Annotated in this window: 26 protein-coding genes; 11 read left to right on the top strand and 15 right to left on the bottom strand. The window is 70.1% G+C overall.

Going from position 1 to position 22,428, the window contains the following annotated elements:
- Positions 1 to 5: 5 nt before the first annotated feature.
- Positions 6 to 620 (bottom strand): MerR family transcriptional regulator, encoded by a 615-nt coding sequence (locus Q9S78_RS01380; RefSeq protein WP_311868409.1) that lies wholly within the window; start codon positions 618 to 620, stop codon positions 6 to 8.
- A 68-nt stretch (positions 621 to 688) separates the two neighbouring features.
- Here Q9S78_RS01380 and Q9S78_RS01385 point away from each other — a divergent pair, with 68 nt between their 5' ends.
- Positions 689 to 1,156 (top strand): DUF4188 domain-containing protein, encoded by a 468-nt coding sequence (locus Q9S78_RS01385; protein ID WP_311868413.1) that lies wholly within the window; start codon positions 689 to 691, stop codon positions 1,154 to 1,156.
- Between the two features lie 114 nt (positions 1,157 to 1,270).
- Here the strand turns inward: Q9S78_RS01385 and Q9S78_RS01390 are convergent, their stop codons facing one another.
- Both Q9S78_RS01390 and Q9S78_RS01395 read right to left on the bottom strand, forming a co-directional pair.
- Positions 1,271 to 2,782, bottom strand: a complete 1,512-nt coding sequence (locus Q9S78_RS01390; RefSeq protein ID WP_311868415.1) for an MATE family efflux transporter — start codon at positions 2,780 to 2,782, stop codon at positions 1,271 to 1,273.
- Between the two features lie 136 nt (positions 2,783 to 2,918).
- The gene (locus tag Q9S78_RS01395) at positions 2,919 to 3,749 is read right to left on the bottom strand and encodes an aldo/keto reductase (RefSeq protein ID WP_020098387.1); all 831 of its coding nucleotides are present in this window, start codon (positions 3,747 to 3,749) and stop codon (positions 2,919 to 2,921) included.
- Positions 3,750 to 3,877: 128 nt separating this feature from the next.
- Between Q9S78_RS01395 and Q9S78_RS01400 the strand changes: the two genes are divergently transcribed.
- From Q9S78_RS01400 to Q9S78_RS01410, 3 genes are all read left to right on the top strand, one after another.
- The gene (locus tag Q9S78_RS01400) at positions 3,878 to 4,123 is read left to right on the top strand and encodes a hypothetical protein (protein WP_311868417.1); all 246 of its coding nucleotides are present in this window, start codon (positions 3,878 to 3,880) and stop codon (positions 4,121 to 4,123) included.
- Positions 4,120 to 5,058, top strand: a complete 939-nt coding sequence (locus Q9S78_RS01405) for an SRPBCC family protein (protein ID WP_311858348.1) — start codon at positions 4,120 to 4,122, stop codon at positions 5,056 to 5,058. Before Q9S78_RS01400 ends, Q9S78_RS01405 begins: the two co-directional genes overlap by 4 nt.
- A gap of 99 nt (positions 5,059 to 5,157) precedes the next feature.
- Complete coding sequence (locus Q9S78_RS01410; RefSeq protein ID WP_311858349.1) at positions 5,158 to 5,739, top strand: RNA polymerase sigma factor; 582 nt, start codon at positions 5,158 to 5,160, stop codon at positions 5,737 to 5,739.
- 141 nt (positions 5,740 to 5,880) lie between these two features.
- Here Q9S78_RS01410 and Q9S78_RS01415 read toward each other — a convergent pair whose 3' ends face one another.
- From Q9S78_RS01415 to Q9S78_RS01430, 4 genes are all read right to left on the bottom strand, one after another.
- Positions 5,881 to 7,533, bottom strand: coding sequence for an FAD-binding dehydrogenase (locus Q9S78_RS01415; protein WP_311868419.1), 1,653 nt, complete (start codon positions 7,531 to 7,533; stop codon positions 5,881 to 5,883).
- A 350-nt stretch (positions 7,534 to 7,883) separates the two neighbouring features.
- On the bottom strand, positions 7,884 to 8,744 hold the full coding sequence (locus Q9S78_RS01420) for an SDR family oxidoreductase (RefSeq protein WP_311868422.1): 861 nt from the start codon (positions 8,742 to 8,744) through the stop codon (positions 7,884 to 7,886).
- Entirely contained in the window at positions 8,741 to 9,520 is a 780-nt protein-coding gene (locus Q9S78_RS01425) for a thioesterase family protein (RefSeq protein ID WP_311868424.1), read from the bottom strand. Before Q9S78_RS01425 ends, Q9S78_RS01420 begins: the two co-directional genes overlap by 4 nt.
- 40 nt (positions 9,521 to 9,560) lie before the next feature.
- Positions 9,561 to 10,568 (bottom strand): SDR family oxidoreductase, encoded by a 1,008-nt coding sequence (locus Q9S78_RS01430; protein WP_311868426.1) that lies wholly within the window; start codon positions 10,566 to 10,568, stop codon positions 9,561 to 9,563.
- 201 nt (positions 10,569 to 10,769) lie between these two features.
- Here Q9S78_RS01430 and Q9S78_RS01435 point away from each other — a divergent pair, with 201 nt between their 5' ends.
- A complete protein-coding gene (locus Q9S78_RS01435) occupies positions 10,770 to 11,012 on the top strand; it encodes a hypothetical protein (protein WP_020098378.1) in 243 nt (80 codons plus the stop codon).
- Between the two features lie 3 nt (positions 11,013 to 11,015).
- Here Q9S78_RS01435 and Q9S78_RS01440 read toward each other — a convergent pair whose 3' ends face one another.
- Positions 11,016 to 11,573: an NUDIX domain-containing protein gene (locus Q9S78_RS01440; RefSeq protein WP_311868428.1), complete on the bottom strand. Its 558-nt coding sequence runs from the start codon at positions 11,571 to 11,573 to the stop codon at positions 11,016 to 11,018.
- A gap of 187 nt (positions 11,574 to 11,760) precedes the next feature.
- Here Q9S78_RS01440 and Q9S78_RS01445 point away from each other — a divergent pair, with 187 nt between their 5' ends.
- Positions 11,761 to 13,077 carry an HNH endonuclease signature motif containing protein gene (locus Q9S78_RS01445; RefSeq protein WP_311868430.1) on the top strand — a complete coding sequence of 439 codons (1,317 nt, stop codon included), beginning with the start codon at positions 11,761 to 11,763 and terminating at the stop codon, positions 13,075 to 13,077.
- A gap of 132 nt (positions 13,078 to 13,209) precedes the next feature.
- Here Q9S78_RS01445 and Q9S78_RS01450 read toward each other — a convergent pair whose 3' ends face one another.
- Together Q9S78_RS01450 and Q9S78_RS01455 are read right to left on the bottom strand one after the other, a co-directional pair.
- Positions 13,210 to 14,460: an FAD-binding protein gene (locus Q9S78_RS01450; RefSeq protein ID WP_311868432.1), complete on the bottom strand. Its 1,251-nt coding sequence runs from the start codon at positions 14,458 to 14,460 to the stop codon at positions 13,210 to 13,212.
- 39 nt (positions 14,461 to 14,499) lie between these two features.
- Positions 14,500 to 15,072 carry a M15 family metallopeptidase gene (locus Q9S78_RS01455; protein ID WP_311868434.1) on the bottom strand — a complete coding sequence of 191 codons (573 nt, stop codon included), beginning with the start codon at positions 15,070 to 15,072 and terminating at the stop codon, positions 14,500 to 14,502.
- A gap of 86 nt (positions 15,073 to 15,158) precedes the next feature.
- Between Q9S78_RS01455 and Q9S78_RS01460 the strand changes: the two genes are divergently transcribed.
- Both Q9S78_RS01460 and Q9S78_RS01465 read left to right on the top strand, forming a co-directional pair.
- Complete coding sequence (locus tag Q9S78_RS01460) at positions 15,159 to 15,824, top strand: response regulator transcription factor (protein WP_020098373.1); 666 nt, start codon at positions 15,159 to 15,161, stop codon at positions 15,822 to 15,824.
- Positions 15,821 to 16,912: a sensor histidine kinase gene (locus Q9S78_RS01465; RefSeq protein ID WP_311868435.1), complete on the top strand. Its 1,092-nt coding sequence runs from the start codon at positions 15,821 to 15,823 to the stop codon at positions 16,910 to 16,912. Before Q9S78_RS01460 ends, Q9S78_RS01465 begins: the two co-directional genes overlap by 4 nt.
- Positions 16,913 to 16,922: 10 nt before the next feature.
- Here the strand turns inward: Q9S78_RS01465 and Q9S78_RS01470 are convergent, their stop codons facing one another.
- The 4 genes from Q9S78_RS01470 to Q9S78_RS01485 are packed head-to-tail and all read right to left on the bottom strand — an operon-like array spanning position 16,923 to position 19,840.
- Positions 16,923 to 17,588: a cation diffusion facilitator family transporter gene (locus Q9S78_RS01470; RefSeq protein ID WP_311869653.1), complete on the bottom strand. Its 666-nt coding sequence runs from the start codon at positions 17,586 to 17,588 to the stop codon at positions 16,923 to 16,925.
- Positions 17,570 to 17,905, bottom strand: coding sequence for a Cd(II)/Pb(II)-sensing metalloregulatory transcriptional regulator CmtR (cmtR, locus tag Q9S78_RS01475; protein ID WP_311868437.1), 336 nt, complete (start codon positions 17,903 to 17,905; stop codon positions 17,570 to 17,572). Before cmtR ends, Q9S78_RS01470 begins: the two co-directional genes overlap by 19 nt.
- A 34-nt stretch (positions 17,906 to 17,939) precedes the next feature.
- Positions 17,940 to 19,313 carry an APC family permease gene (locus tag Q9S78_RS01480; protein WP_020098369.1) on the bottom strand — a complete coding sequence of 458 codons (1,374 nt, stop codon included), beginning with the start codon at positions 19,311 to 19,313 and terminating at the stop codon, positions 17,940 to 17,942.
- Between the two features lie 56 nt (positions 19,314 to 19,369).
- On the bottom strand, positions 19,370 to 19,840 hold the full coding sequence (locus tag Q9S78_RS01485) for a DUF2975 domain-containing protein (RefSeq protein WP_311868438.1): 471 nt from the start codon (positions 19,838 to 19,840) through the stop codon (positions 19,370 to 19,372).
- Between the two features lie 94 nt (positions 19,841 to 19,934).
- Here Q9S78_RS01485 and Q9S78_RS01490 point away from each other — a divergent pair, with 94 nt between their 5' ends.
- The 3 genes from Q9S78_RS01490 to Q9S78_RS01500 are packed head-to-tail and all read left to right on the top strand — an operon-like array spanning position 19,935 to position 22,080.
- Positions 19,935 to 20,750, top strand: a complete 816-nt coding sequence (locus Q9S78_RS01490) for an EI24 domain-containing protein (protein ID WP_311858368.1) — start codon at positions 19,935 to 19,937, stop codon at positions 20,748 to 20,750.
- A complete protein-coding gene (locus Q9S78_RS01495) occupies positions 20,750 to 21,685 on the top strand; it encodes an aldo/keto reductase (RefSeq protein WP_311859557.1) in 936 nt (311 codons plus the stop codon). The genes Q9S78_RS01490 and Q9S78_RS01495 overlap by 1 nt, the downstream gene beginning before the upstream one ends.
- A 5-nt stretch (positions 21,686 to 21,690) precedes the next feature.
- Positions 21,691 to 22,080 (top strand): barstar family protein, encoded by a 390-nt coding sequence (locus tag Q9S78_RS01500; RefSeq protein ID WP_311858369.1) that lies wholly within the window; start codon positions 21,691 to 21,693, stop codon positions 22,078 to 22,080.
- A gap of 1 nt (position 22,081) precedes the next feature.
- Here the strand turns inward: Q9S78_RS01500 and Q9S78_RS01505 are convergent, their stop codons facing one another.
- Positions 22,082 to 22,420 carry a DUF6804 family protein gene (locus tag Q9S78_RS01505; RefSeq protein WP_311868440.1) on the bottom strand — a complete coding sequence of 113 codons (339 nt, stop codon included), beginning with the start codon at positions 22,418 to 22,420 and terminating at the stop codon, positions 22,082 to 22,084.
- Positions 22,421 to 22,428 lie beyond the last annotated feature (8 nt).

A 22,428-nucleotide genomic window follows, 5' to 3' on the forward strand; every position in this document is an offset into this window, starting at 1 on the left:
TTATCTCAGGAAACCGCGTCGCCGTACCGGTCGCCCGAGACGAACTCCTCGGCGACGCGACGGAGAGCGAGGAGGAGCGGTTCGACGAGCACCGTCCCCAGCACGACGTACCGCACCGCCGCGTCGGTCGATGTCGTGGGGATCGCGTCGATCTCCGCGTCGACCATCCGACGGATGCCGGCGAGGTAGGCGTCCATGGTGGCCTCGGGCACGGTGAAGCCGGCCCGATCGAGGGTGTCGAGAGCACGGGCGACGCCGGCGAGTTGCTGCGGACCGCAGGCGTCGGGATTCCATCCCCACCGCGAGATCAGCGCTTCGGCCGCCGACAGATCGAGATCGTCGAGCGCCGGCGGCGAGACGGCGGCATGCGCCAATCCCAGGAGATGGTTCGGGTTGGCGGGCGGATCGTCGAGCGCGGCGATGACCTGTCGCGAGGCGGCGATCCCGACGCGGGAGTCGACGAGCGCGCGGATCAGCCGCAGCCTTTCAACGTGTGCAGGGCCGTACACGGCCTGCGTCGGAGAGGTCCGCTCACCTTCGGGGAGCAGCTTCTCGCGCAGGTAGTACTTGATCGTCGCGACCGGGACGCCCGTCTCGGCGGAGAGTTCTGAGATCCGCATCGATTCCCCCTTGACATCGATAGTACCGCTATCCATTCTAGATAGCGACACTATCGAAAGGCGTGGACATGGCCCGCATGACCCACTCGTACGACGGCGAACTCGTCGTCTTCCACATCGGTATGACGATCAAGAAGTGGTGGCGTCCCGACGTGTGGATGCCGGTCTCCGCCAGCATGCCGAAGATGCTCGGCGAGCTTTTCAGCGACCCCGAGTCGGGCCTGCTCGGTTCGACGATGCTCCTCGGACGCCGCGGGCCGTACCTCGTTCAGTACTGGTCGTCGCTCGAGAAGCTCTACGCCTACGCGTCGGCGCCCGAGCAGGCGCACCGCCCCGCGTGGACGAGCTTCAACCGCAACGCGCGGAAGCACCCGGGCGCGATCGGCGTGTGGCACGAGACCTATCGGGTCGCGGCCGCGGAGTCGATCTACGTCGACACTCCCCCGATGGGCCTGGGGGCCGCGACCCGACTGGTCGAGATCGGCCGCCGCCACGATCGCGCACGGGCGCGTCTGGAGGACGGCGCGACCTCCTGACGCGCAGGCCGCGGCCTGGGGCCCGATCGAGGTCCCGATCGGGCCGGGAATGGCGGGCCCGTACCCGGCCTGAGTGGGACCTCGGCGCCGGCACCCGCGCGAGGCGCCGCGGGGTCAGCGCTTGCGCGAGAGCCGACGCGGAGCGCGGGGGCGACGCCGGAGCGCCTGACGCATGCGGGACGGATGCTGCGGCAGCGGCACCGGCTGCGTGACGACCGTCTCGACCGTCATGGATCCGTCGACCGGGCCGATGACCGCGATCGGGGTCGTCGGGGTGATCGTCATGGGCGCCATCGGCATTGTCGCCAACCGCTTGTGCGCGCGGATGTACGACGGGATGAGGATGACGGCGGCCGAGATCCAGGCGAGCGGGTTCGACCACGCGACGCCGATGAAGCCGAACAGCGAGCCGAGCAGGATCGCCGCGGCCGCGCGCGCGATGAGCTCCACGACGCCCGTGACCGTCGGGATGACGGCGTTGCCGAGTCCCTGCAGCGCACCGCGTGTGACGAACAGCACGCCGAGGGCCGTGTAGCTCAGGCCGTTGATCACGAGCATCGAGACGGCCAGATGGACGACCTCGTCCGCGCCATCGCCGACGAAGATCCGGACGATGGGACCGCCGAAGGAGATCAGCAGGATGCCGAGGGCCACCGCCGTGCCGAGCGCGATCCACGTCGCCTGCACGACACCCCGGCGGATGCGGTCGGGACGACCGGCGCCGTAGTTCTGCGCGACGTACATCGAGACGGCGAGCGACATGGACTGCAGGAGGGCGACGGCCAGACCGTCGACGCGGGATGCCGCGGTGTAGGCGGCGATCGCCTCGCCGCCGAGCGTGTTGAGCGCGACCTGCACGGTGAGCGCACCGATCGCGATGATCGACGCCTGGAACCCCATGGGGAGGCCGAGGCGCAGGTGCGCGACGATGTCGGCGCGGGTGATGCGCCAGTCCTCGCGGCGCAGGTGCAGTTCGGGGATGCGGCGGCGCACGAACTCGAGGCACAGGAGCACCGACGTCGCCTGCGCGATCACCGTCGCGAGGGCCGCTCCGGCGACGCCCATGCCGAGCCAGGCGATGGCGGCGATGACGAGCACGACGTTCAGCCCGCACGAGACGATGAGGAAGATGAGGGGCGTCCGCGAGTCGCCGATGGCCCGGATGACGGCGGAGAGGAAGTTGAAGAACATCAGCGCACCGGCGCCGAGGAAGCTGATCTGGGTGAACACCGTCGCGTCGGCGAGGAGTTCGCGCGGAGTCTGCAGCGCGACGAGTGCCGGCTCGGCGATGAGGGGGGCGCCGACGGTCAGGAGGATCGTCGTGATGCCGCTGAGGAACGCGCCGGTCGCGACCGAGCGGCGGACGCCCGCGGCATCCATCGCTCCGTAGGCCTGCGCGGTCGGGATGGCGAAACCCGAGGTCAGTCCCCACGCGAAGCCGAGCAGGAGGAAGAGCAGACTCCCGGTGGCGCCGACGGCGGCGAGCGCGTCGACGCCGAGCAGCCGACCCACGACGATCGTGTCGGCGAAGTGGTACATCTGCTGCACCACGTTGCCGATCATGAGCGGCAGGGTGAACAGGAGGATGACGCGCCAGGGGCGGCCCGTCGTCAAAGAGGTGGCCATGCGGGCTTTCGGGGCTTCGGGGGATTTCGAATCGATTCGAGGACGATCGATTGTACCGAGCTCACCCTGGGAGCCGAAAGGGGGGTCGCACAAGAAAAGGGCGCCGATTCCTCGGCGCCCTCCCCTCGTGGATGGATCAGAAGGTGGCGGTGTCCGGGTCGGCACCGACACGCTGGCCGCGGTCGAGCGCGTTGATACCGGCGACCTCGTCAGCGCTCAGCTCGAAGCCGAACACGTCGAAGTTCGTCGCGATGCGCTCGGGCGTCGAGGACTTGGGGAAGACGATGAGGCCCTCCTGCAGGTGCCAGCGGATGACGACCTGAGCCGGGCTCACACCGTGGGCCTCGGCGGCATCCGCCACGGCCTTCTCGCCGAACAGGTCGTACTTGCCCTGCCCGAGGGGGCCCCACGACTCGGTGTGGATGCCCTTGGGCTCCTGGAACGCGCGGAGCTCGCGCTGCGCGAACGCCGGGTGCAGCTCGATCTGGTTGACGGCCGGCACGGTGTCGGTCTCGTCGAACAGTCGCTCCAGGTGCGGCTGGTGGAAGTTCGAGACGCCGATCGAGCGCGTCAGACCCTCGGACCGGAAGGTCTCGAACTGCTGCCAGGTCTCGACGTAACGGTTCTTGTCGGGACGCGGCCAGTGGATCAGGTACAGGTCGACGTGGTCGAGTCCGAGCTTCTGCAGGCTCGCCTCGATCGCCGGGCGGGGGGTGTCGGTGCCCTGCTCGGAGTTCCACAGCTTCGTGGTGATGAACAGCTCGTCGCGGGGGATGCCGGAGGCCGCGATCGCGCGGCCGACGCCCTCTTCGTTTCCGTAGACGGCTGCGGTGTCGATGTGGCGGTAACCGGCTTCGAGGGCGACGCTGACGATGCGCTCGGCCTCGGCCGGGTCGACCTGGAAGACGCCGAAGCCCAGCTGGGGGATGGTGTGTCCGTCGTTGAGTGTGATGGTGGGAACGGTCATGGGTGTCACCTTTCCACCGCAGGATGAGCGATCCCTACGCCTTGACGAATCGCGACGAATGCGGCACCGGTGGCCGTGTCGAGCAACGAAGGTTGACAACTCGTCGTTCTGTCAACCAAGGTTGCTTCATGGACACTCCCAGCGCGATCGAGGTCGCGAGCGACACGACGGACCCCCGCGCGGGGCTCCGCGCCGTCGCATCGCTCCGCATCCTCGCCGACACTCTCGAACTCCGGCAGGTCGAGGCCGCGTTGCGCGCCGGCCTGTCGTGGCAGGGCATCGCCGATGCGCTCGGCGTCACCCGCCAGGCCGTGCACAAGAAGTATGCGAAGCGGATCGATCCGACCATCGAGGTCCCCCGGAGGAGAGCATGAGCAAGATGACCACGGCGTTGGGGAACGCGCATCGCCTCACGCGCTACGCGATGGAAGAGGCATCCCGCACCGGCCGCACCGAACTCGGCGTCGAGCACCTGTTCCTCGCCCTCACCCTCGACGAGGCGGATGCCGGTCAGGTCCTGCGAGCGGCGGGGGCGACGATCACGACCGTCCGTGAGGCCGTCGCCGCGGAGGAAGCCGCACACCTCGCCGCGCTCGGCGCAGCGGGGGCTGCCCTCTCGCCCGGCCACATCGCGGTCGGACCCTCGGCCGGATGGGCGTGGTCTCCGGTGGCCGAGCGGGTGCTGACCTCACCGGGAGACGGGACGAGCTCCGGCATCCTGCGCCGACTCCTCGACGAGCCGAGCGGTGCGATCGAGGCCCTGCTGCGCCGGCTGGACCTGACGGTGGACGATCTACGTGCGCGACTCGATGCCGCCGGCGCGCTGCCGCCGGCGACGACGGTGCGGCGGCGGCATCCGCTCGCCCGGTCTGCCGCGTCGTTCGTCGCCGCACCCGTCCACGAGACCTGGGCGCTCGTGTCCGACCCCGAGCGACTGCCGGAGTGGGAGGAGTCGGTCGGGCACGTGAGCGAGGCACCCGACGGCGGATGGGCCGGAGCGCCTCGCGACGACGTCGAAGCGAAGCCGGCGTTCCGTCACCTGTCCATCTCGCGGACGATGGATGCCGAGGCGCTCCTCGTGACCTGGACGTTCCGCTACCCCGACGCACCGAAGGCGAACGCGCGACGCATCGGCCTGCGTCTGGAACCCGCCGCCGGTGGGACGACGGTGCACATCGACTACTCCTGGGAGCGCACCTACTCCCGTCGACGGAGCGCGTTCGGCTGGGTGATGGCACCGCTCTACCGCGTGGTCCTCGCGATGCAGGTGGCGCGCCTGATGGCGACGCTCGGTGCAGCGGTGCGCTGACGACACGTGAAGCGATTCACATGAATGGAATCTCCTAGCACTCCCCCGACCGTGCGGCAAGCGCTCGATGCGGGGGTCGCGGAAGCGCACCATTCAGTCATGTCCGAAACACCCGCGTCCGCGACGGATGCCGCGCTGGCGCGACTCATCGCCCGGTCGGCATCCGGCGACGTCGCCTCTTTCACGCGTCTCTACGACGCGACATCCGCGGCGGCGTTCGCCGTCGCGGTGCGCGTGACCGATGACCGACATCTCGCCGAGCAGGTGCTGCAGAGCGCCTTCGTGTCGGTGTGGAACGAGGCGCGACGGTACTCGGCGCGCCGGACGTCCCCGCGCACCTGGATCCTGGCCATCGTCCACCGGCAGGCCGTCGAGAGCCTGCGCGACGCGCGGCCCGCCGGCGCCGAGGCGCACACCCCGGATCGCACCGCGGCCAATCACCGGGCCCTTCGGAAGCTCCCCGACGAGCAGGAACAGGTCGTCTCGCTCTCCTACTTCGGCGGCCACAGCCAGCCCGAGATCGCCGAGATGACGGGCACTCCCCTGGCCACGGTGAAGTCCCGCACCCGCAGCGCGCTCGATCAGCTCCGCGAGGCGGCGCGCCCCCTCGCCGAGTCGATCGTGCTCCCTTTGACCGGCTCCACCCCGATCCAGCCACCGCAGACCGGCGCCGTCGCCTAGGACGCCGCTCGCCTGTCACGAAGTGCGGCTCCGCGTGGCGTGTTGCGACAGGGGAACGATCGGGCGAGGCCAGGACGCCGCTCGCCTGTCACGAAGTGCGGCTCCGCGTGGCGTGTTGCGACAGGGGAACGCGCGCGAGGATCAGACGGCGGCGGCCATCGCGCGGCCGGCGGCGCGTCCCGAGAAGATGCAGCCGCCGAGGAAGGTGCCCTCGAGCGCACGGTACCCGTGCACGCCGCCCCCGCCGAAGCCGCTCGCCTCACCTGCGGCGTACAGGCCCGGGATCGGCTCCCCCGAAGCGGCGAGCGCACGACCGGACAGGTCGGTCTCGATGCCGCCGAGGCTCTTCCGCGTGATGACGTGCAGCTTCACCGCGATGAGCGGTCCGTTCTTCGGGTCGGCGATCGGGCCCGGTGTCGCGACGCGCAGCAGCTTGTCGCCGCGGTAGCGCCGCGCCTGCCGGACCGCGGTGACCTGCGCGTCCTTCGTGAACGGATTCGTCATCTCGCGGTCGCGGCCCTCGAGTTCGAGGCGCACGCGATCGATGTCGAGCAGAGCGGATGCCGCCCGCATCCGCTCGAGCAACTGCGGAACCGTGTCGGCGACGATGAAGTCCGCGCCGCGCTCCTTGAACGCCTCGACGGGTGCCGTCGCCCGGTCGCCCTTCAGCCGCTGCGCGAGGAGTCGCACATCCTTCCCGGTGAGGTCGGGGTTCTGCTCGCTGCCCGACAGCGCGAACTCCTTCTTCAGGATCGCCTGGTTGAGCACGAACCAGCTGTGGTCGTGGCCTCCCCGCACGATGTGTTCGAGCGTGCCGATCGTGTCGAAGCCCGGGAACAGGGGGGTGGGCAGGCGGTGACCGGTGGCACCCAGCCACAGCGACGAGGGACCCGGCAGGATGCGGATGCCGTGGCGCGGCCACACCGGGCTGTGGTTCTGGATGCCCTCGACGTAGTGCCACATGCGGTCGCCGTTGATGAGGTGGGCTCCGGCGGTCTCGGCGACCCCCAGCATCCGTCCGTCGACGTGCGCGGGAACGCCGGAGAGCATCGTCTCGGGCGCACGCCCCATCCGGGCGGGCCACTGCGCGCGGACCAGGTCGTGGTTGCCGCCGATGCCGCCGCTCGAGACGAGCACCGCGCCGGCGCGGAACGAGAACTCGCCCGTCTCGTCGCGGTTGCTCGGGGCGCCGCGCTCAGCGGTGTCGGGGGCGAGGACCGCGCCGCTCACGCCGACGACCGCGCCGCCCTCGACCTCGAGCCGGTCGACCCGGTGCCGGAAGGCGATGCGGGCGCGACCGGTTGCGACACCCGCGAGCACGCGGCGGACGAAGGGTTCGAGGACGCCGGGCCCGGTGCCCCACGTGATGTGGAACCGCGGCACGGAGTTGCCGTGCGCCGTCGCGCGATCGCCGCCGCGCTCGGCCCAGCCGACGACGGGGAAGAAGCGGATGCCGCGCTCACGCAGCCATGCCCGCTTCTCACCCGCGGCGAACTCGAGGTACGCCTCGGCCCACGCGCGCGGCCAGCGGTCCTCGGGCCGGTCGAAGCCGGCGGAGCCGAACCAGTCCTGCCGGGCGAGCTCGAGCGAGTCCTTCACCCCGAGGCGCCGCTGCTCGGGCGAATCGACGAGGAACAGGCCGCCGAACGACCACCACGCCTGCCCGCCGAAGCTCGCCTCGGGCTCCTGCTCGACGATGAGGACACGCTTGCCGGCGTCGAGGAGCTCGGAGGCGGCGACCAGCCCCGCGAGTCCCGCTCCGACGACGATCGCGTCCGCGGCATCCGTTGTCATGCGTGCGTCTCCTCCGCCGCACCCATCGTCGGTGACGGGTGCTGAAGAGACTCTAAGCCGCCGGGTCGCCGCGGCGACGGACCGCGATGACGGCGGTCACCAGCACGATGGCGACGACGGCGATGAGCCAGGGCCACACGTCCATGCGGAAACCCACGAACGTCGTCGTGTACGACTCGCAGAACGACTGCCCCGGAACGGACGAGTCCCCGCAGCGTCCGACGCCGATCCCACCACATCGGTCGTGCTCGCACCAGGTCTCCGTAACGAATGCACGACCCGAGGTGCGGATGATGCCTGCGCCGCCCGGGTGAGGCTGCTCCTGCCCCAGCCGCCGTGCGGATGTCGTCTTACAGGCTGAAGCCGCCGTCGCTGGTGAGGACCTGCCCGACGATCCAGGCGCCCTCGGCGGTCGACAGCCAGCCGATGAGCGCGGCGGGATCGGTCGGAACGCCGACCCGGCCGAACGGCGTCGAGCCGAGCCACTCCTCGAGCGCGGAGGTGTCGCGGTCGGCGGTGTCGGGGTCCATGTAGCCCGTGTTGACGGGGCCCGGGTTGACGGTGTTCAGGACGATCCCGAGTTCGAGCAGTTCCGCCGCGACCGTGCGGGTGATGCCCGCGAGCGCCGCCTTGCTCGTCGCGTAGGCGACCTCGCCGTGCATCGCGCCGTGGCCCTGCCCCGAGGTCATCCAGAACACCCGACCGGTCGGCGCGGCGTACGGTTTCGCGCCCTCGATCGCGTCGCCCGGACGCCGCTGACCCGACTGCGGCGGGGCCAGACGGCGGGCGAACTCGGCGGTGAGCAGGAGCGTCGAGCGGGCGTTCGTGTCCCAGAACGCGTCGAGCCGGTCGGCGGTCATGTCGAGGATGCTGCCGTCGTCGCCGCTCTTGGCGTGGTTGCACACGAGGATGTCGAGGCGCCCGGTGAGCGCGGATGCGGCGTCGATGAGACCGGGGACCGTATCGGCATCCGTCAGATCCGCCTCGACGTCGCCGAAGCCGGCGTCGCCGACGAGGGCCGAGCGGATGCCGTCGCGCACCGCGTGGAGGTCGTCCCCGCCCCACGGCTGATCGAGGTCGTGCGGCCGCCAGTGCTGCACGAAGACGCTCGCACCGAGCTCGGCGAGGCGCGAGGCGACCGCGAAGCCGATGCCGCGACGACGCGAGACGCCCGTGACGAGGGCGGTCTTTCCTGCGAGGGGAAGGGTCATCGGTGCGGCCTTACGGTGAGGGATTGGACGACGGAGCCGACGACACCGCGTTCGTCGTGGAGGACGGTGTGGGTCATGCCGAGGCCGGTCGCGCCGAAGGTGACCGTCGTGTCGAACCCGATCCAGCCGTCCTCGGGCTGCCGCACGAGGTGCAGGGTGAGGTCGAGGTTCGGGAAGGCGACGTCGCGGGGGTCGGCGCGCGGGGTGACGCCGTTCGCGATGTCGATGAGCGAGACGAGGCGCGCGGTCGTCGATACGGTCTCGCCCTCGAGGAGGGGCACGGCGGGGAGGATCCACGTCCACGCGCGACCGGGCGCCTCCTGCCGGCGGCGCACCTCGCCCACCGTCGCGATGAACTCGCCGGGCCAGGCCGACGAGGGGTCGGCGCGCTCGATCGCGTCGCGCGGGGGCATCGCGGGGTGCGCGGACCCGGCGAGCGCGTCGGTGTCGCGCGTGTGCATGAGCCAGGCGCGGGCGCTGAGTGCCGGCCGACCTGCCTGCGCGAGGGTCGCCTCGACGAGTTCGATGCTCCGCCCCGGGCGCAGGACACGGCAGGTCACCTCGACCTCGTCGATCGGGATCACCCCGAGGATGTCCACCGACAGCCGCGAGAGCTGCATGGGCTGCGGGCTGCGCGCCGCGTGATCGACCTCGATCGCGTGGGCGAGCAGGCCGATCGGCGGGGCGACGTGCTGCTCGGTGACGTTCCAGGCTCCGCCGGTGAATGTCGTCGGCTGGAACCTGGTGACGTCGGTTCGTTCGAAATAGGCGGGCACGAGTAGGGATGCTACCCGGGGCCTGCGCGGCCCGGGAGGCTCAGCGCCGCAGCAGCTTCACGACCCCGGCGAGTGCCGCGACGACGGCGACGGATGCCGCGGAGTACAGCTCGGGCCGGTGCCGCAGCGCGCGGGTCTGGATGCTCTCGCCGCGGGCCCGGTCGTCGAACGCGCCGTGGGCTCCGTGATCGCCGGGGACCGGTTCGTACAGGTTCGGCGGCGTCGTCGACGAGCCCTTGTCTTCGGCGAACTGGCCCTCCCAGGCGCTCTTGGCGAGGTACCAGTCCATGAACCGGCCCGCGACGCGGGTGCCGAGGACGAGTCCGACGGTCGACTCCCCCACCCAGGTGCGGCGGCGGGGCTTGTCGGCGACGTCGCCGACGGCGCGCGCTCCGACTTCGGGCTGGTAGATCGGCGGGACCGGCTGCGGGTGCTTCGAGAAGGGCGACTTCACCCAGCCGAACTGGGTCGTGTTGAGCGCGGGCATGTCGACGATCGAGACGGCGACGGCGCTGTTCTCGTGGGTGAGTTCCGAGACGACCGAGTCGGTGAATCCGTGGACGGCGTGCTTCGAGCCGCAGTAGGCCGCCTGGAGCGGGATGCCGCGGTGGGCGAGAGCCGAGCCGATCTGGATGATGTGCCCGCGGTCGCGCGCACGCATCCGTCGGAGTGCGGAACGGGTGCCGTTGACCGTGCCGAGGTAGGTGACCTGCGTCGCCCGCTCGTAGTCCTCGGGGGTGGTGTCAAGGAACGGGGCGATCGACCCCGTCATGACGTTGTTGACCCACAGGTCGATCTCACCGAGCTCCGCTTCGACCTCGGATGCGGCGGCGTCGAGCGCGGCGTGGTCGGCGACGTCGACCGAGATGCCGTGGGCGCGGCGTCCCTTCGCACGGACCTCGGCGGTGGCGGCATCCACCCCGTCACGGCCGCGGGCGAGGACGGCGACATCCCAGCCGCGGTCGGCGAGCTCGCGGACGATCGAGCGGCCGAGTCCTGCGCTGCCGCCGGTGACGACGGCGACGCCTCGGGATGTGGTGCTGCTCACGGCGACTCCTCCTGCGGGGGCCCGACCGGGCAGATCTACCCGAGGAGTCGAGCTTCGACCGCTTCGGCCATCCTTCGGCCTGGGCCGGGTAGGAGGTATGCGGTTGCCAGGGGTGCGGCGATGGGGTACGGAGCGCAAGCGCATCGTGCGCAGGAGCGCAACCCCGGATTGCGGTGTCCGCCGGCGGGCTACCGTCCCGGCATGAAGAGCTCAGAGATCCGATGGAACGACGAAGCACGCGGCAAGATCCTCGACGACGCCGACCGCGTCCTACGGGAGGCCGTCGTGGACCTCGCGGGGTCGGGCGCGATGACCTCGGACGAGGCCTTCGCGGCATTGACCGGCACGCTGAAGGACAAGTTCATCGATTGGGAGCCGGGTCCGGACCTGCGCACCTACGCCGACGCCATCGCGAACGGCGACGTCGAGACGGACGAGGCCTGACGCTCAGCCGACGAGCGGCGCGGCGACCGGGTAGTCGGCCATCGCAACGGGTTCCCAGGCGTCGAGGATCTCATCGAGGATGAACCGTCCGGCCTCGCGCCACATCTCCACGATGTCCTCGTCGGGGATGCGGTCGAGTTCGCTGCGCGTGACCACGCGGATGTCCGTGGACTCACCGGCATCCGGAGCGCCCACCGGCTCCTCGTCGGTGACGAGGGCGTAGAGCAGATCGGTGTGGAAGTGCACCGGTTCGGCTGAGGTGCAGGCGGTGGACGACATGACGGGGACCGGGTGGGCCGCAGCATCCGTCACCTGCCTCATCCGGACGCGCGGCTGGAGGACGCGCACCTGCGACGGGTGGTAGCCGGACTCCTCGACGAGCTCGCGCAGCACCGCGGCCCAGGGTGTCTCGTCGCGCTCGATATGTCCGCCGAACATCATGAGCTTCTGCGCCTTGAGGTGCAGGTGGTAGGTCAGGCGCGCTTCCGGGCCGTCGGTGCGCACGATGAAGAAGCTGACCGTCGCGTCGTGGTCGCCGGGGCGGGTGCGGAGGTGGGGCATCGGTCCTCTGGGAGCGCTCGTGGGGTGGTTTCAGGATGCCGCAAAGGCAGGGGTCTGCGTCGACGAGGTGCTCGGTACCGCGACGCCTCCGAGGATGAACGATCTCTCATCTGCAAGGTGTCGCCGGAGCGCGGATTCCGGCGGTTTTCGGGGTCTCGATGTCGGAGGTTGGTGCGATAGTGCAGGTATGACGGAAGCGATGGAAACCCCCGGTGGCGAGGCGTATCTCGCGGCGATCGCGGGGATCGTTGCGGACGTCGAAGATCTCGAGCGGCGAATGGCGTCTGTGCAGATCGCCCAGCTTCGTACGCTGGCCGCGGCCGGGCGGGTGGCCGAGGCACAGAGCGCCCACGCAGACGCGAATGTGCTCCTGCATGACATGGCGCTGCGGTCGATCGCCGCGGAAGTTGCCGGGGCGATGCGGATGACGGATCGGACGGTGCAACGCCGGATCGGGGAGGCCCGGGTGACGATCGAGGGGTTCCCGGCAGCGGTGGCCGCGTGGGAAGCCGGGCGGATCGTGCGCGGACATGTCACGGCGATCGTGGATGCCGGGGTGAACCTGCCCGCCGAGTTGTGGGCGGAGTTCGAGAAGGTCGCGATCGATCGGTGCGAACGGGACACCCCGAACCGGGTGCGGGGCGAGCTGGAGATCCTCGCGCATCGGATGCACCCTCGGACCTTCGCGGAGCGGCACGAGGTAGCTGCGGCGGGGCGGTGCGTGCGGCTGGTCCCCCGGCGGGATGGGATGAGCGATCTGATCGCGACCCTCCCGACGGTGATCGCCGAAGGGATTCACGACCGGCTGACGCAGCAGGCGCGGGCGATCGTCGACACGCGAGGCGAGCGCGCGACGAACTCAGACGTGATCGCGACCGATGGGCGCTCGACGGATCAGGTCCGGGCTGATGTGTTCGCCGACCTGCTCCTCGCCGGCACCCCCGCTCTCGATGACACGCGCGACACCACCGCCGGACCGCTCGGCGCGATCCGCGCCCGCGTGCAGGTTCTGGTTCCCGCGGCGACGCTCACCGGTGCAGATGACGGGCCGTGCGATCTCGCGGGACGCTCGCCGATCGACCCCGCGACCACCCGGCTTCTCGCCGGGGCGACCCACGTTTGGGAGCGCTTGTTCCACGACCCCACCACCGGGGTCACCGTCGCCACGGATTCGTACCGTGTCCCGTCGGGGATGCGCCGGTTCTTGCAAGCTCGGGATCAGCACTGCCGTTTCCCTGGATGCCGGGTCGCCGCCATCCGCTGCGAAGTAGACCACACGCATGATCACGCCCTCGGCGGCGAGACAGAACTCTCGAACCTGGCCCACCTCTGTCAGAGACACCATTCGATGAAGCAGTTCACCGCCTGGAAAGTCCGACAACTCCAGGGTGGAGTCCTCGAATGGACCTCACCCCTCGGCAGGACCTACAGAGAAGACGCACCCACACCGGCCGTCGCCTTCACCCCTGCCGCCGCGTCACCTGGAGACCCCGCACCCTTCTGAAACGTTGCTGAACCGTGCATTCGCGAGCACGACCCGTGACTACGCGCCACAAGCCAGGCGCGAAGAGCGACGGGCGACGGCGACGAGCCGCGCGACCCGCACTCCGCGCGTCCCGGAAATAGCCTGCCTCTCCTACAGTCCGACCGCGCGGAGGTAGTCGTTCACGAACGCACCGCGAGGATCCAGCGCCCGCTGCAGCTGGACGAACTCCGCCCACCGCGGGTACAGCTCCGCGGGATCGCGCGGGGTGAAGACCTTGCCCCAGTGCGGCCGGGCACCGAAGGGCGCCAGCGCGGCCTCGAGCTCGGGCAGCACCTCGGCCACCCCGGCCTCGTCGTCGGTCCAGGTGAAGTGGAACGCGACCGAGTCTCGGCCCGAGCTGGGCGAGAGCCACAGGTCGTCGCCGGCGATCGTGCGCACCTCGCACACCTGAAGGACGGGCTTCAGCCGATCCTTCAGCTCTCGCACCGCGTCGAACGCGGCCACCGCGTCGGCGAACGGCAACAGGAACTCCGACTGCAGTTCCTCGCCGTTCGACGGCGTGAACTCCAGCTTGAAGTGCGGCAGACGGTCGAGCCAGCGCCCCGCCTTCCCGCCCTGCACGGTGCACGACGCGGCAGAGACACCGGGGAGCGGATGCCGGGCGCCCGACGCCTCGCGATCGCGCAGCGCCGCGGGGATCGGGGTCGCCGCGGCATCCGTCCGCTCCTTGCGCCACACCTGGTCGACGTACATGTCCTCTCGGAACGTCGTGAAGAACGAGACGCTGTACGCCGAACCGGCGATGACGTCGAAGTTCTTGCGGACCGCTTCAAGCGGCACATTCTCGTAGACCGTCTGCGCGACCTCGTACGACGGCTCGATCGCGAGTTCGACGGTCGTCACGATCCCGAGTGCGCCGAGACCGACGACGGCCCCCGCGAGCGCGTCGTCGCGTTCGGTCAGCTGAACCAGCTCGCCTGTCGAAGTGACCAGCTCGAGACCCGTCACCGCCGCGGCGAGCGAGTGGTTGCCCACGCCCGACCCGTGCGTGCCCGTGCTGACGGCGCCGGCGACCGAGATGTGCGGCAGCGACGCCAGGTTCGCGAGCGCCCACCCCTGCCGGTCGAGCTCCTGCGCCAGCTCTCCGTAGCGAACGCCGCCGCCGACGCGCACCCGCTTCTGCGCGGCATCCACTCGGATCGGAAGGTCGAGCTCAGCCGTCGACACCAGCGTCCCCGCCGTATCGGCGATGCGCGTGAACGAGTGACGCGAGCCCAGCGCCTTCACTGAATCGGATGCGGCGACTACCTCGTGCAGTTCGTCGACCGTCCGCGGCGCGACGAACCGCTCAGCCGAGTAGCGGATGTTCCGGGACCAGTTCTCGCCTGCGCCGTCGCTCATGCGAGCCAGCCTACGGCTGCGCGCGCGACCCGGATCGGATCATCCCGCCATCCGCGGATCCTCGGTCGGATCGAGGTACTGGTCCGGGCATCCGACCATCGGCGCATCGGGGCGGAGCTCGAAGTGCCAGGGTTCGTTGACGTACGTCCGGCACAGGCCGAACTCGGCCCCGTGAAGATCGAGCCAGTAGGCGCCGTCGAACGGGCCCACGTCCACGGCGTCACCCGACACGTGCGCCGACGTCTCGGGAGTCGCCACCCAGCGCGATGCCTCGTCGAGCGACCCGTACGTCGACACGGCGTCGCGCAGCAGACGTTCCTGCATCTCCGGCGAGCGCCACCCGCTGTTGATCCGGAGCGTGATGTCCTCGCCCGCCGCCCGGTCGGATGCCGCGGTCAGGGCCGCGCGCAGGTCGCCGTCGAGCCGGGCGACGGCAGGGACGTCCGTGTCGTAGACGGTCGTGTCGTCGGGGACCTCCCCTTGGTCGATCGGCGAGAGGGCGGGACGGATGCCGGGGCTTCCGCCCGACCCCGCGGCGGCGCATCCCGCCGTCCCGACGACGACGGCGGCCAGGACGAACACGAGCGGAGCAAGAAGGGCCGTGGATCTCATGCCCCCATCCCACGGGTCGCGGTGTTGCGAGGGCGTACGCGGAAATCGATACGCCGACGATACGGCCGGCTTCGTACGATCGACACGTGCGTGTGCTGATCGTCGAGGACGAACCCCTGATGGCGGAAGCCATCCGCGACGGTCTGCGCCTCGAGGCGATCGCGGCCGACATCGCCGGCGACGGTGACACGGCGCTCGAGCTCCTCGCCGTGGGCTCGTATGACATCGCGATCCTCGACCGCGACATCCCGGGGCCGTCCGGAGATGAGGTCGCCCGCTCGATCGTCGACTCCGGCAGCGGGATGCCGATCCTCATGCTGACGGCCGCGGACCGCCTCGACGACAAGGAGTCCGGGTTCGAGCTCGGAGCCGACGACTACCTCACCAAACCGTTCGAGCTTCGTGAGCTCGTCCTCCGCCTGCGCGCCCTCGACCGGCGCCGCGCGTCGGTGCGGCCCCCCGTTCGGGAGTACGGCGGACTCCGCGTCGACCCGTTCCGGCGCGAGGTGTATCGGGACGGTCGTTACGTCGCGCTCACGCGCAAGCAGTTCGCCGTGCTCGACGTTCTCGTCGCGGCCGAGGGCGGGGTCGTCAGCGCGGAGTCCCTGCTCGAGCAGGCCTGGGACGCGAACGCCGACCCCTTCACCAACGCCGTGCGCATCACCGTGTCGGCGCTCCGCAAACGACTCGGCGAGCCGTGGCTGATCGTCACCGAGCAGGGCGTCGGGTATCGCATCGAGGCGTCCGCGTGACGCGGCCGCCTGGACTCAGCGCCCGCATCAAGCTCACCCTGAGCTACGTCGCGCTCGTCCTCGTCGCGGGCGCGCTCATCCTCACCATCGTGTGGCTGTTCCTGCTTCGCTACGTTCCCGACGAGCCTCTGTTCACCGGCACCGGTTTCGCCCCCAGTCAGCGCGACCTGCTTCGCGCGTTCGCACCACCTGCCGGAGCGGCGATGATCGCCCTGCTGGTCACCGGTGCCGTCGGCGGTTGGTTCCTCGCTGGGCGGATGCTCGCGCCGCTGCGCCTGCTGACGCAGGCGACGCGACGAGCCGACGCCGGGGACCTGTCGACACGTGTCCGGATGACGGGTCGGCGAGACGAGTTCCGCGAGCTCGCGGACTCCTTCGACGGGATGCTGCAGCGCATCGAATCGCAGGTCGAAGAGCAACGACGGTTCGCGACCAACGCGTCCCACGAGCTGCGCACTCCACTCGCGATCATGCGGACTCTGCTCGACGTCGCCCGGTCGGACCCCGATCGTGACGTCGATGATCTCCTCGACCGCCTCACCGCAGTCAACGAGCGCGGCGTCGAACTGGTCGAGGGGCTGCTGCTCCTCGGGCGTGCGGACCGGGGCGGGTTCCCCCAGGCATCCGTCGACCTGTCTCTGCTCGCGGAGGACGCCGTCGAAACCCTGCTGCCTCTCGCCGAGGCCCGCGGCGTCGAGTTGGTCGTCCACGGCGATGAGACGATCGTGTCCGGATCAGCCGGCCTGCTCGGACAGGTTGTGCTGAACCTCCTGCAGAACGCTCTGATCCACGGCGATGCGGCTGAACCTGTGACGGTCTCGACTCACTGCGATAACGGTGCCGCGGTCCTGATCGTCGAGAACGGCGGCGCGAGACTCGACCCGGCCGCGGTCGCCACGCTCGCCGAACCGTTCCAGCGCGGCACAGCCCGCATCCGCCGGTCCGATAAGGAGCGGAACGGGCTCGGATTGGCGATCGTCAGCGCGATCGTCGGAGCTCACGGGGGCGAGCTGACACTCGCGGCGCGGTCGACGGGGGGACTGCGCGCAACCGTGCGAGTGCCCGCAGGCGTCCGACCGTCGAGCTGACGAGACCGGATCAGTGGTCGTGCTCGTCCTCCAGCAGCATCCCCACCGACGTCGCGCACGCGTCACCGCGCCACGCCTCGACGCCCTCGCGCACCGCGAACACCGCGATGATCAGGCCGGCGACGGCATCCGCCCACCACCAGCCGAATGCGGCGTTGACCAGGAGCCCGACGAGGACCGCAGCCGAGAGATAGGTGCAGATGAGGGTCTGTCGAGAATCGGCCACCGCCGTCGCCGAGCCCAGTTCCCTGCCGGCACGACGCTCGGCGAGCGAGAGGAACGGCATGACGATCACACTCACCGCCGTGAGCACGATCCCGATCGGAGAGGTCTCGGGTTCGCTGCGAAGGACCAGCGCCGTCACCGACGACACGGTGACGTAAGTCGCGAGAGCGAAGAAAGCGACCGCGATAACCCGCAGAGTCCCCCGTTCCCAGCGCTCCGGGTCGCGCCGCGTGAACTGCCACGCCACCGCCGCCGCCGACAGCACCTCGATGGTCGAGTCGAGCCCGAAACCGATCAGCGCGGCGGACGAGGCGATCGTCCCGGCCGTCACCGCGACCACGGCCTCGATGAGGTTGTACGCGATCGTTGCGGCGACGATCCAGCGGATGCGGCGGCGCAGCAGCTCTCTCCAGGGCGCCTCAGCGAGAGCCGTCACCCGCAGCACCGGCATCCGTCGATCGCGCATTCTTGGCCCGCGTCGACCGCCACGACGGCATCGAGGAGCTGTGCGAGTCCGGCGGTCAGATGCGGGTCGGCGATCTCGTATCTCGTGCGCCGGCCCTCGGGCGTCGCCACGACGAGTCCGCAGCCACGCAGGCACGCGAGGTGGTTCGACACGTTGGTCCGCGTGAGCTCGAGGTCGCGGGCGAGGTCAGCGGGGTAGCCGGGTCGCTCCAGGAGTGACAGCAGGATGCGGGACCGCGACGGGTCGGCCATCGCGCGCCCCAGGCGATTCATGACGTCGAGACGAGACGAAAGGGTCAGCACACGCTGACTATACAGCGTGGGCTGACCCTTTCAGTCACCGACCGCCCACCGTGGGGATGGCACCCGTCCGCTCGGCGATCTTGCGGTCGCCGCGACGGCGTCCGGCGCGCGCGAAGAAGAACAGCACGGCGCCGACCACGACGTACACCGCGGTGCCGAGCCAGACCGGACCCTCCTGCTGGGTGAGCAGCACGATCGACGCGATGATCGCGAGGATCGGCACGATGCGCGGGACGGAGAAGTGCGAGTGCTCGACCTTGTCCTTCTTCAGCACCAGGACACTGACGTTCGCCGAGATGAAGACCAGCAGAAGCAGCAGCACCGTCGTGTTCGCGAGCGTCCCGATGTCGCCGATCACGCTGAGCAGCATCGTGACACCGGCGACCACGATGATCGAGACCCACGGCGTCTGACGCTTCGGAAGGACCTTGCCGAACGCGTGGGGTAGCAGGCCCGACTCGGCAAGGCCGTACCCGACGCGGCTCGCCATGACCATGAACAGCAGCGCGCCGTTCGCGATCGCGATCAGCGCGATGACGCTGAACAGCCACGGCGGCAGGGCCGCGCCGCTCGCCTTCACGACCTCGAGCAGAGGAGCCGACGACGCCCCGAGGACGTTCGGGTCGACCACGATGACAGCGCCCACGGCGATGAGCAGGTACACGACGGCAGCCGTGAGGATCGCACCGAACAGAGCCCGCGGGTAGGACCGGGTCGGGTTCTTGACCTCTTCAGCCATGTTGGCCGCGGCCTCGAACCCGAGGAACGAGAAGAACGCGACGATGGATGCCGCGAACGCACCCTGCAGCGGAGCCACATCGGGCGCGAACTCGAAGATGCGCGAGGGCTCGCCTCCACCGCTGCCGAAGACGATCCCGGCGATGACGATGATGATGATGAGGCCGGTGACCTCGATCATCGACGCGACCATGTTCGCGGCGAGGGACTCCTTCACGCCGCGCAGGTTGATCAGCGTCAGCACGACGATGAAACCGAGGGCGACGGGGATCGGCGGGAGGTTGAACAGCGCCGCGAAGTAGTCGCCCGCGAACGCGTTCGCGAGGGCCGCCGCGGTCGTGATGCCGGACGCCATCATGAGGAAGCCGATGAGGAACGACAGGAACGGGCGACCGAACGCCTTGTCGACGTAGCGCGCCGCACCGCCCGCGTGGGGGTACTTCGTGATGAGCTCCGCGTAGGTGCCCGCCGTCAGGAGGGCGACGACGAGTGCGATGAGCAGGGGCAGCCAGATGACGCCGCCGACGTCCTTCGACATCGTTCCGACGAGTGTGTAGATGCCCGCGCCGAGGGTGTCGCCCACGATGAAGGCGAAGAGCAGCCAGGTGCCGACAGCACGCTTCAGACCGGGCTTTTCCTGAGCAGGTGGAGCCGAGGTGTCGTTTGTCATCGCACCACTTCAACCAACATGCGCCTGCGATGCAACCCCTTCCACGGCGGGTTCTCTCATGCGTGCGCGCCGGCCGCGACCTGATCCTGCAACAGAACCGCCTGCCTGAGCACCTCGCGCAGCCCCCCAAGAATGAGCGCGACGCCGAGCCCGGCGACCATCGCGAGGCCGGTCATCAGCAGCACAGCGCGGCTCCCCGCCCCCGCGCCGAAGGCGACCCCGCAGCCGACGACGACCACGATCATCGCCGCGGCGACGCATCCGATCAGAGCGTCGACCCAGCGGATGGCGCCGTCCTCGAAGAGCCGCCCGTGGTCGGCGCAGGTGAGCAGCCGCCAGAGACAGACGAGGGCGGCCAGGACGCACAGCGACAGGATGCCGGTGAGCACCACACCGGCATCCCGAAGCCCGGCGAGCTCCGGCACCCAGCCCACGACGACGTCGAGGATGCCCGGCACGACCCACACCTGCAGAACGACGATCACGGTGAAGACGAAGCTGGCCCCTGCCTTCGCGAGTGCGATCATACATTCCCCATCTATCGTTATTCGATCTATGTATATCGATAAACAGCACTCCGTGTCGAGACCGCGCGTCGCGGCGACACGGCAGGATGGGGACATGACCACACCCGCCGCCCCGCGGCATCCGCTCGCCTCGTTCTTCCGCGGCGTCGGCGACCTGGGCCGCGGCTTCGCTTTCTGGGGGCGCCTGCCCGGTGCGATGGCGCTCGGACTGATCCCCGCGGCGATCGTCGGCGCGCTGCTGCTCGGCGGGATCATCACGCTCGCGGTGTTCCTCGGCGACATCGTCACCGCCCTGACCGGATTCGCCGACGCGTGGTCCGACTTCTTCGCGGGTATCGTGCGGTTCGGCATCGGCGCGGCGATCCTCGGCGGGGCGATCGTCCTCGCGGTCGTCTCGTTCACAGCGCTGACCCTGCTGGTCGGCGACCCCTTCTACGAGCGCATCTGGCGCTCCGTCGAGGGTCACCTCGGTGACGCTCCGCCTGAGTCGGACTACGGGTTCTGGCGCTCGGTCGGCGACAGCATCGGCCTCATCCTCCGCGGCCTGGTCGCGGCGGTCGTCGCCGGCCTCATCGGCCTCATCCCGCTCGTCGGCACCGCACTCGGCGCCGTCGTCGCCGCCTTCCTTACGGGCTGGCTGCTCGCCGACGAACTCACCTCGCGCGCGCTGGTCGCACGGGGGCTGGATGCCGCGGCCCGCCGGGCCTTGCGCAAGGGCAACCGCGCACGGGTCCTCGGGTTCGGCGTCGCGACCCAGCTCTGCTTCCTCGTGCCGCTCGGTGCCGTCCTCGCGATGCCCGCCGCCGTCGCCGGCTCGACCGTCCTGGCGCGCACCCTGCTCGACGCGAGCGCCGCCGTCGGCCACACCGACCCCTCGACCGCGCCCGCCGGGCGCAGAAACGGAGCATGATGCGCCGCGTCCCCTTCGGTCCCACCGATCGCCAGGTCCCCAACGTCGTCGCCGGGATGATGCGCATCGAGGAGATGTCCGACGAGGCCATCCGCGCGCTCTACGACGCGTGCCGCGCCGCCGGCGTCGACTTCTTCGACCACGCCGACCTGTACGGCAGCAGCCGCCACGGCTGCGAGCGCCGCTTCGCCGAGGCGCTCGGCCTCAGCCCGGCGGAGCGCGACGAGATCACGCTGCAGACCAAGACCGGCATCGTCGCCGACGACTGGCACTTCGACCACTCGTACGAGCACATCGTGACGTCTGCCGAGGAGTCCCTGCAGGCCCTCGGCACCGACCGACTCGACGTGCTGCTCCTCCACCGTCCCGACGCGCTCGTCGAGCCCGAGGAGGTCGCGCGCGCGTTCGACCACCTCGAGTCGTCGGGCAAGGTGCGCGCCTTCGGCGTCTCGAACCACACGCCGCGGCAGATCGACCTGCTCAAGACGGCAGTGACCCAGCCGATCGTCGCCAACCAGGTGCAGTTGTCGATCACGCACTCGACGATCGTCGCGCAGGGCCTCGCGTCGAACATGGCGGGCGAGGACGACTCCATCACCCGTGACGGCGGCGGCCTCGTCGACTACTCGCGCATCAATGGCATCACGCTGCAGGCCTGGTCGCCGTTCCAGAAGAACTTCTTCGACGGCGTCATCTTCGACGCGCCCGAGTACCCCGAGCTGAACGAGCTGATGGGCCGCCTGGCCGCGAAGTACGACGTGACGCCGACCGCGATCGCGACCGCCTGGATCACCCGGCATCCCGCGCACATGCAGGTCGTGCTCGGCACCACGAACCCGCAGCGCGTCGCGGATGCCGCCGCCGGTTCGGACATCCCCCTCACCCGACCCGAGTGGTACGGCCTCATCACCGCGGCAGGGCACAAGGTCCCCTGAGCCGCGTGGCCGAGTACGTCATCGAGGGGGGCCGCATCGGCGGCATCCCGGATCTGTACGTCGAACTGAACCGCCTCTTCATGACCGGAGAGGACTGGCAGCTCGGCGCGAGCCTCGACGCGCTCGACGACCTGCTCTACGGCGGGTACGGGGCGCTGGCGGAGGATGACGCCGTCCGGATCGTCTGGCGGGATGCCGCGCACAGCCGCGACGCGCTCGGTGTCGCCGAGACCGAGCGGTGGCTCCGCGGCAAGCTCGCGCAGCCGGGGACCTTCCGCGCGGACGACCTGCAGGGGCAACTCGACGACCTGCTCGCCGGTACGGGGGCGACGTACTTCGACCGCGTGCTCGAGGTGTTCGCCGGTCACCCGGGTGTCACGCTCGACCTCCGCTGACTCAGACGTCGCGCGGTGTCTTGATCGTCGCCCCGGCGCCGAGGAAGACGAACGCGGCCGCGACCTGAGCGGCGCTCCAGATCGGACCCGAGAACTCGAACGGGAAGATCGGGTTCCAGACCACCGCGATCGCGAGCATCACCGGCATCCACCACCAGTGCTTCGCCTGGAACGCGAACCACCCGATGATGATCGCGAAGATCGTCGCGACGAAGCGCACCGTGAGGAACCAGTCGCTCTCGAGCAGCGCCGGCGCGACGAACAGGACCGCCGCGGCGAGCAGGCTCGGCGCGAGGGCGTTGCGCTGGTACATCGCGGGCGTCGGCTGCGTGCGGCTCACGGGGCTCC

The sequence above is a fragment of the Microbacterium aquilitoris genome (assembly GCF_031932285.1).
Classification (GTDB): Bacteria; Actinomycetota; Actinomycetes; order Actinomycetales; family Microbacteriaceae; genus Microbacterium; species Microbacterium aquilitoris.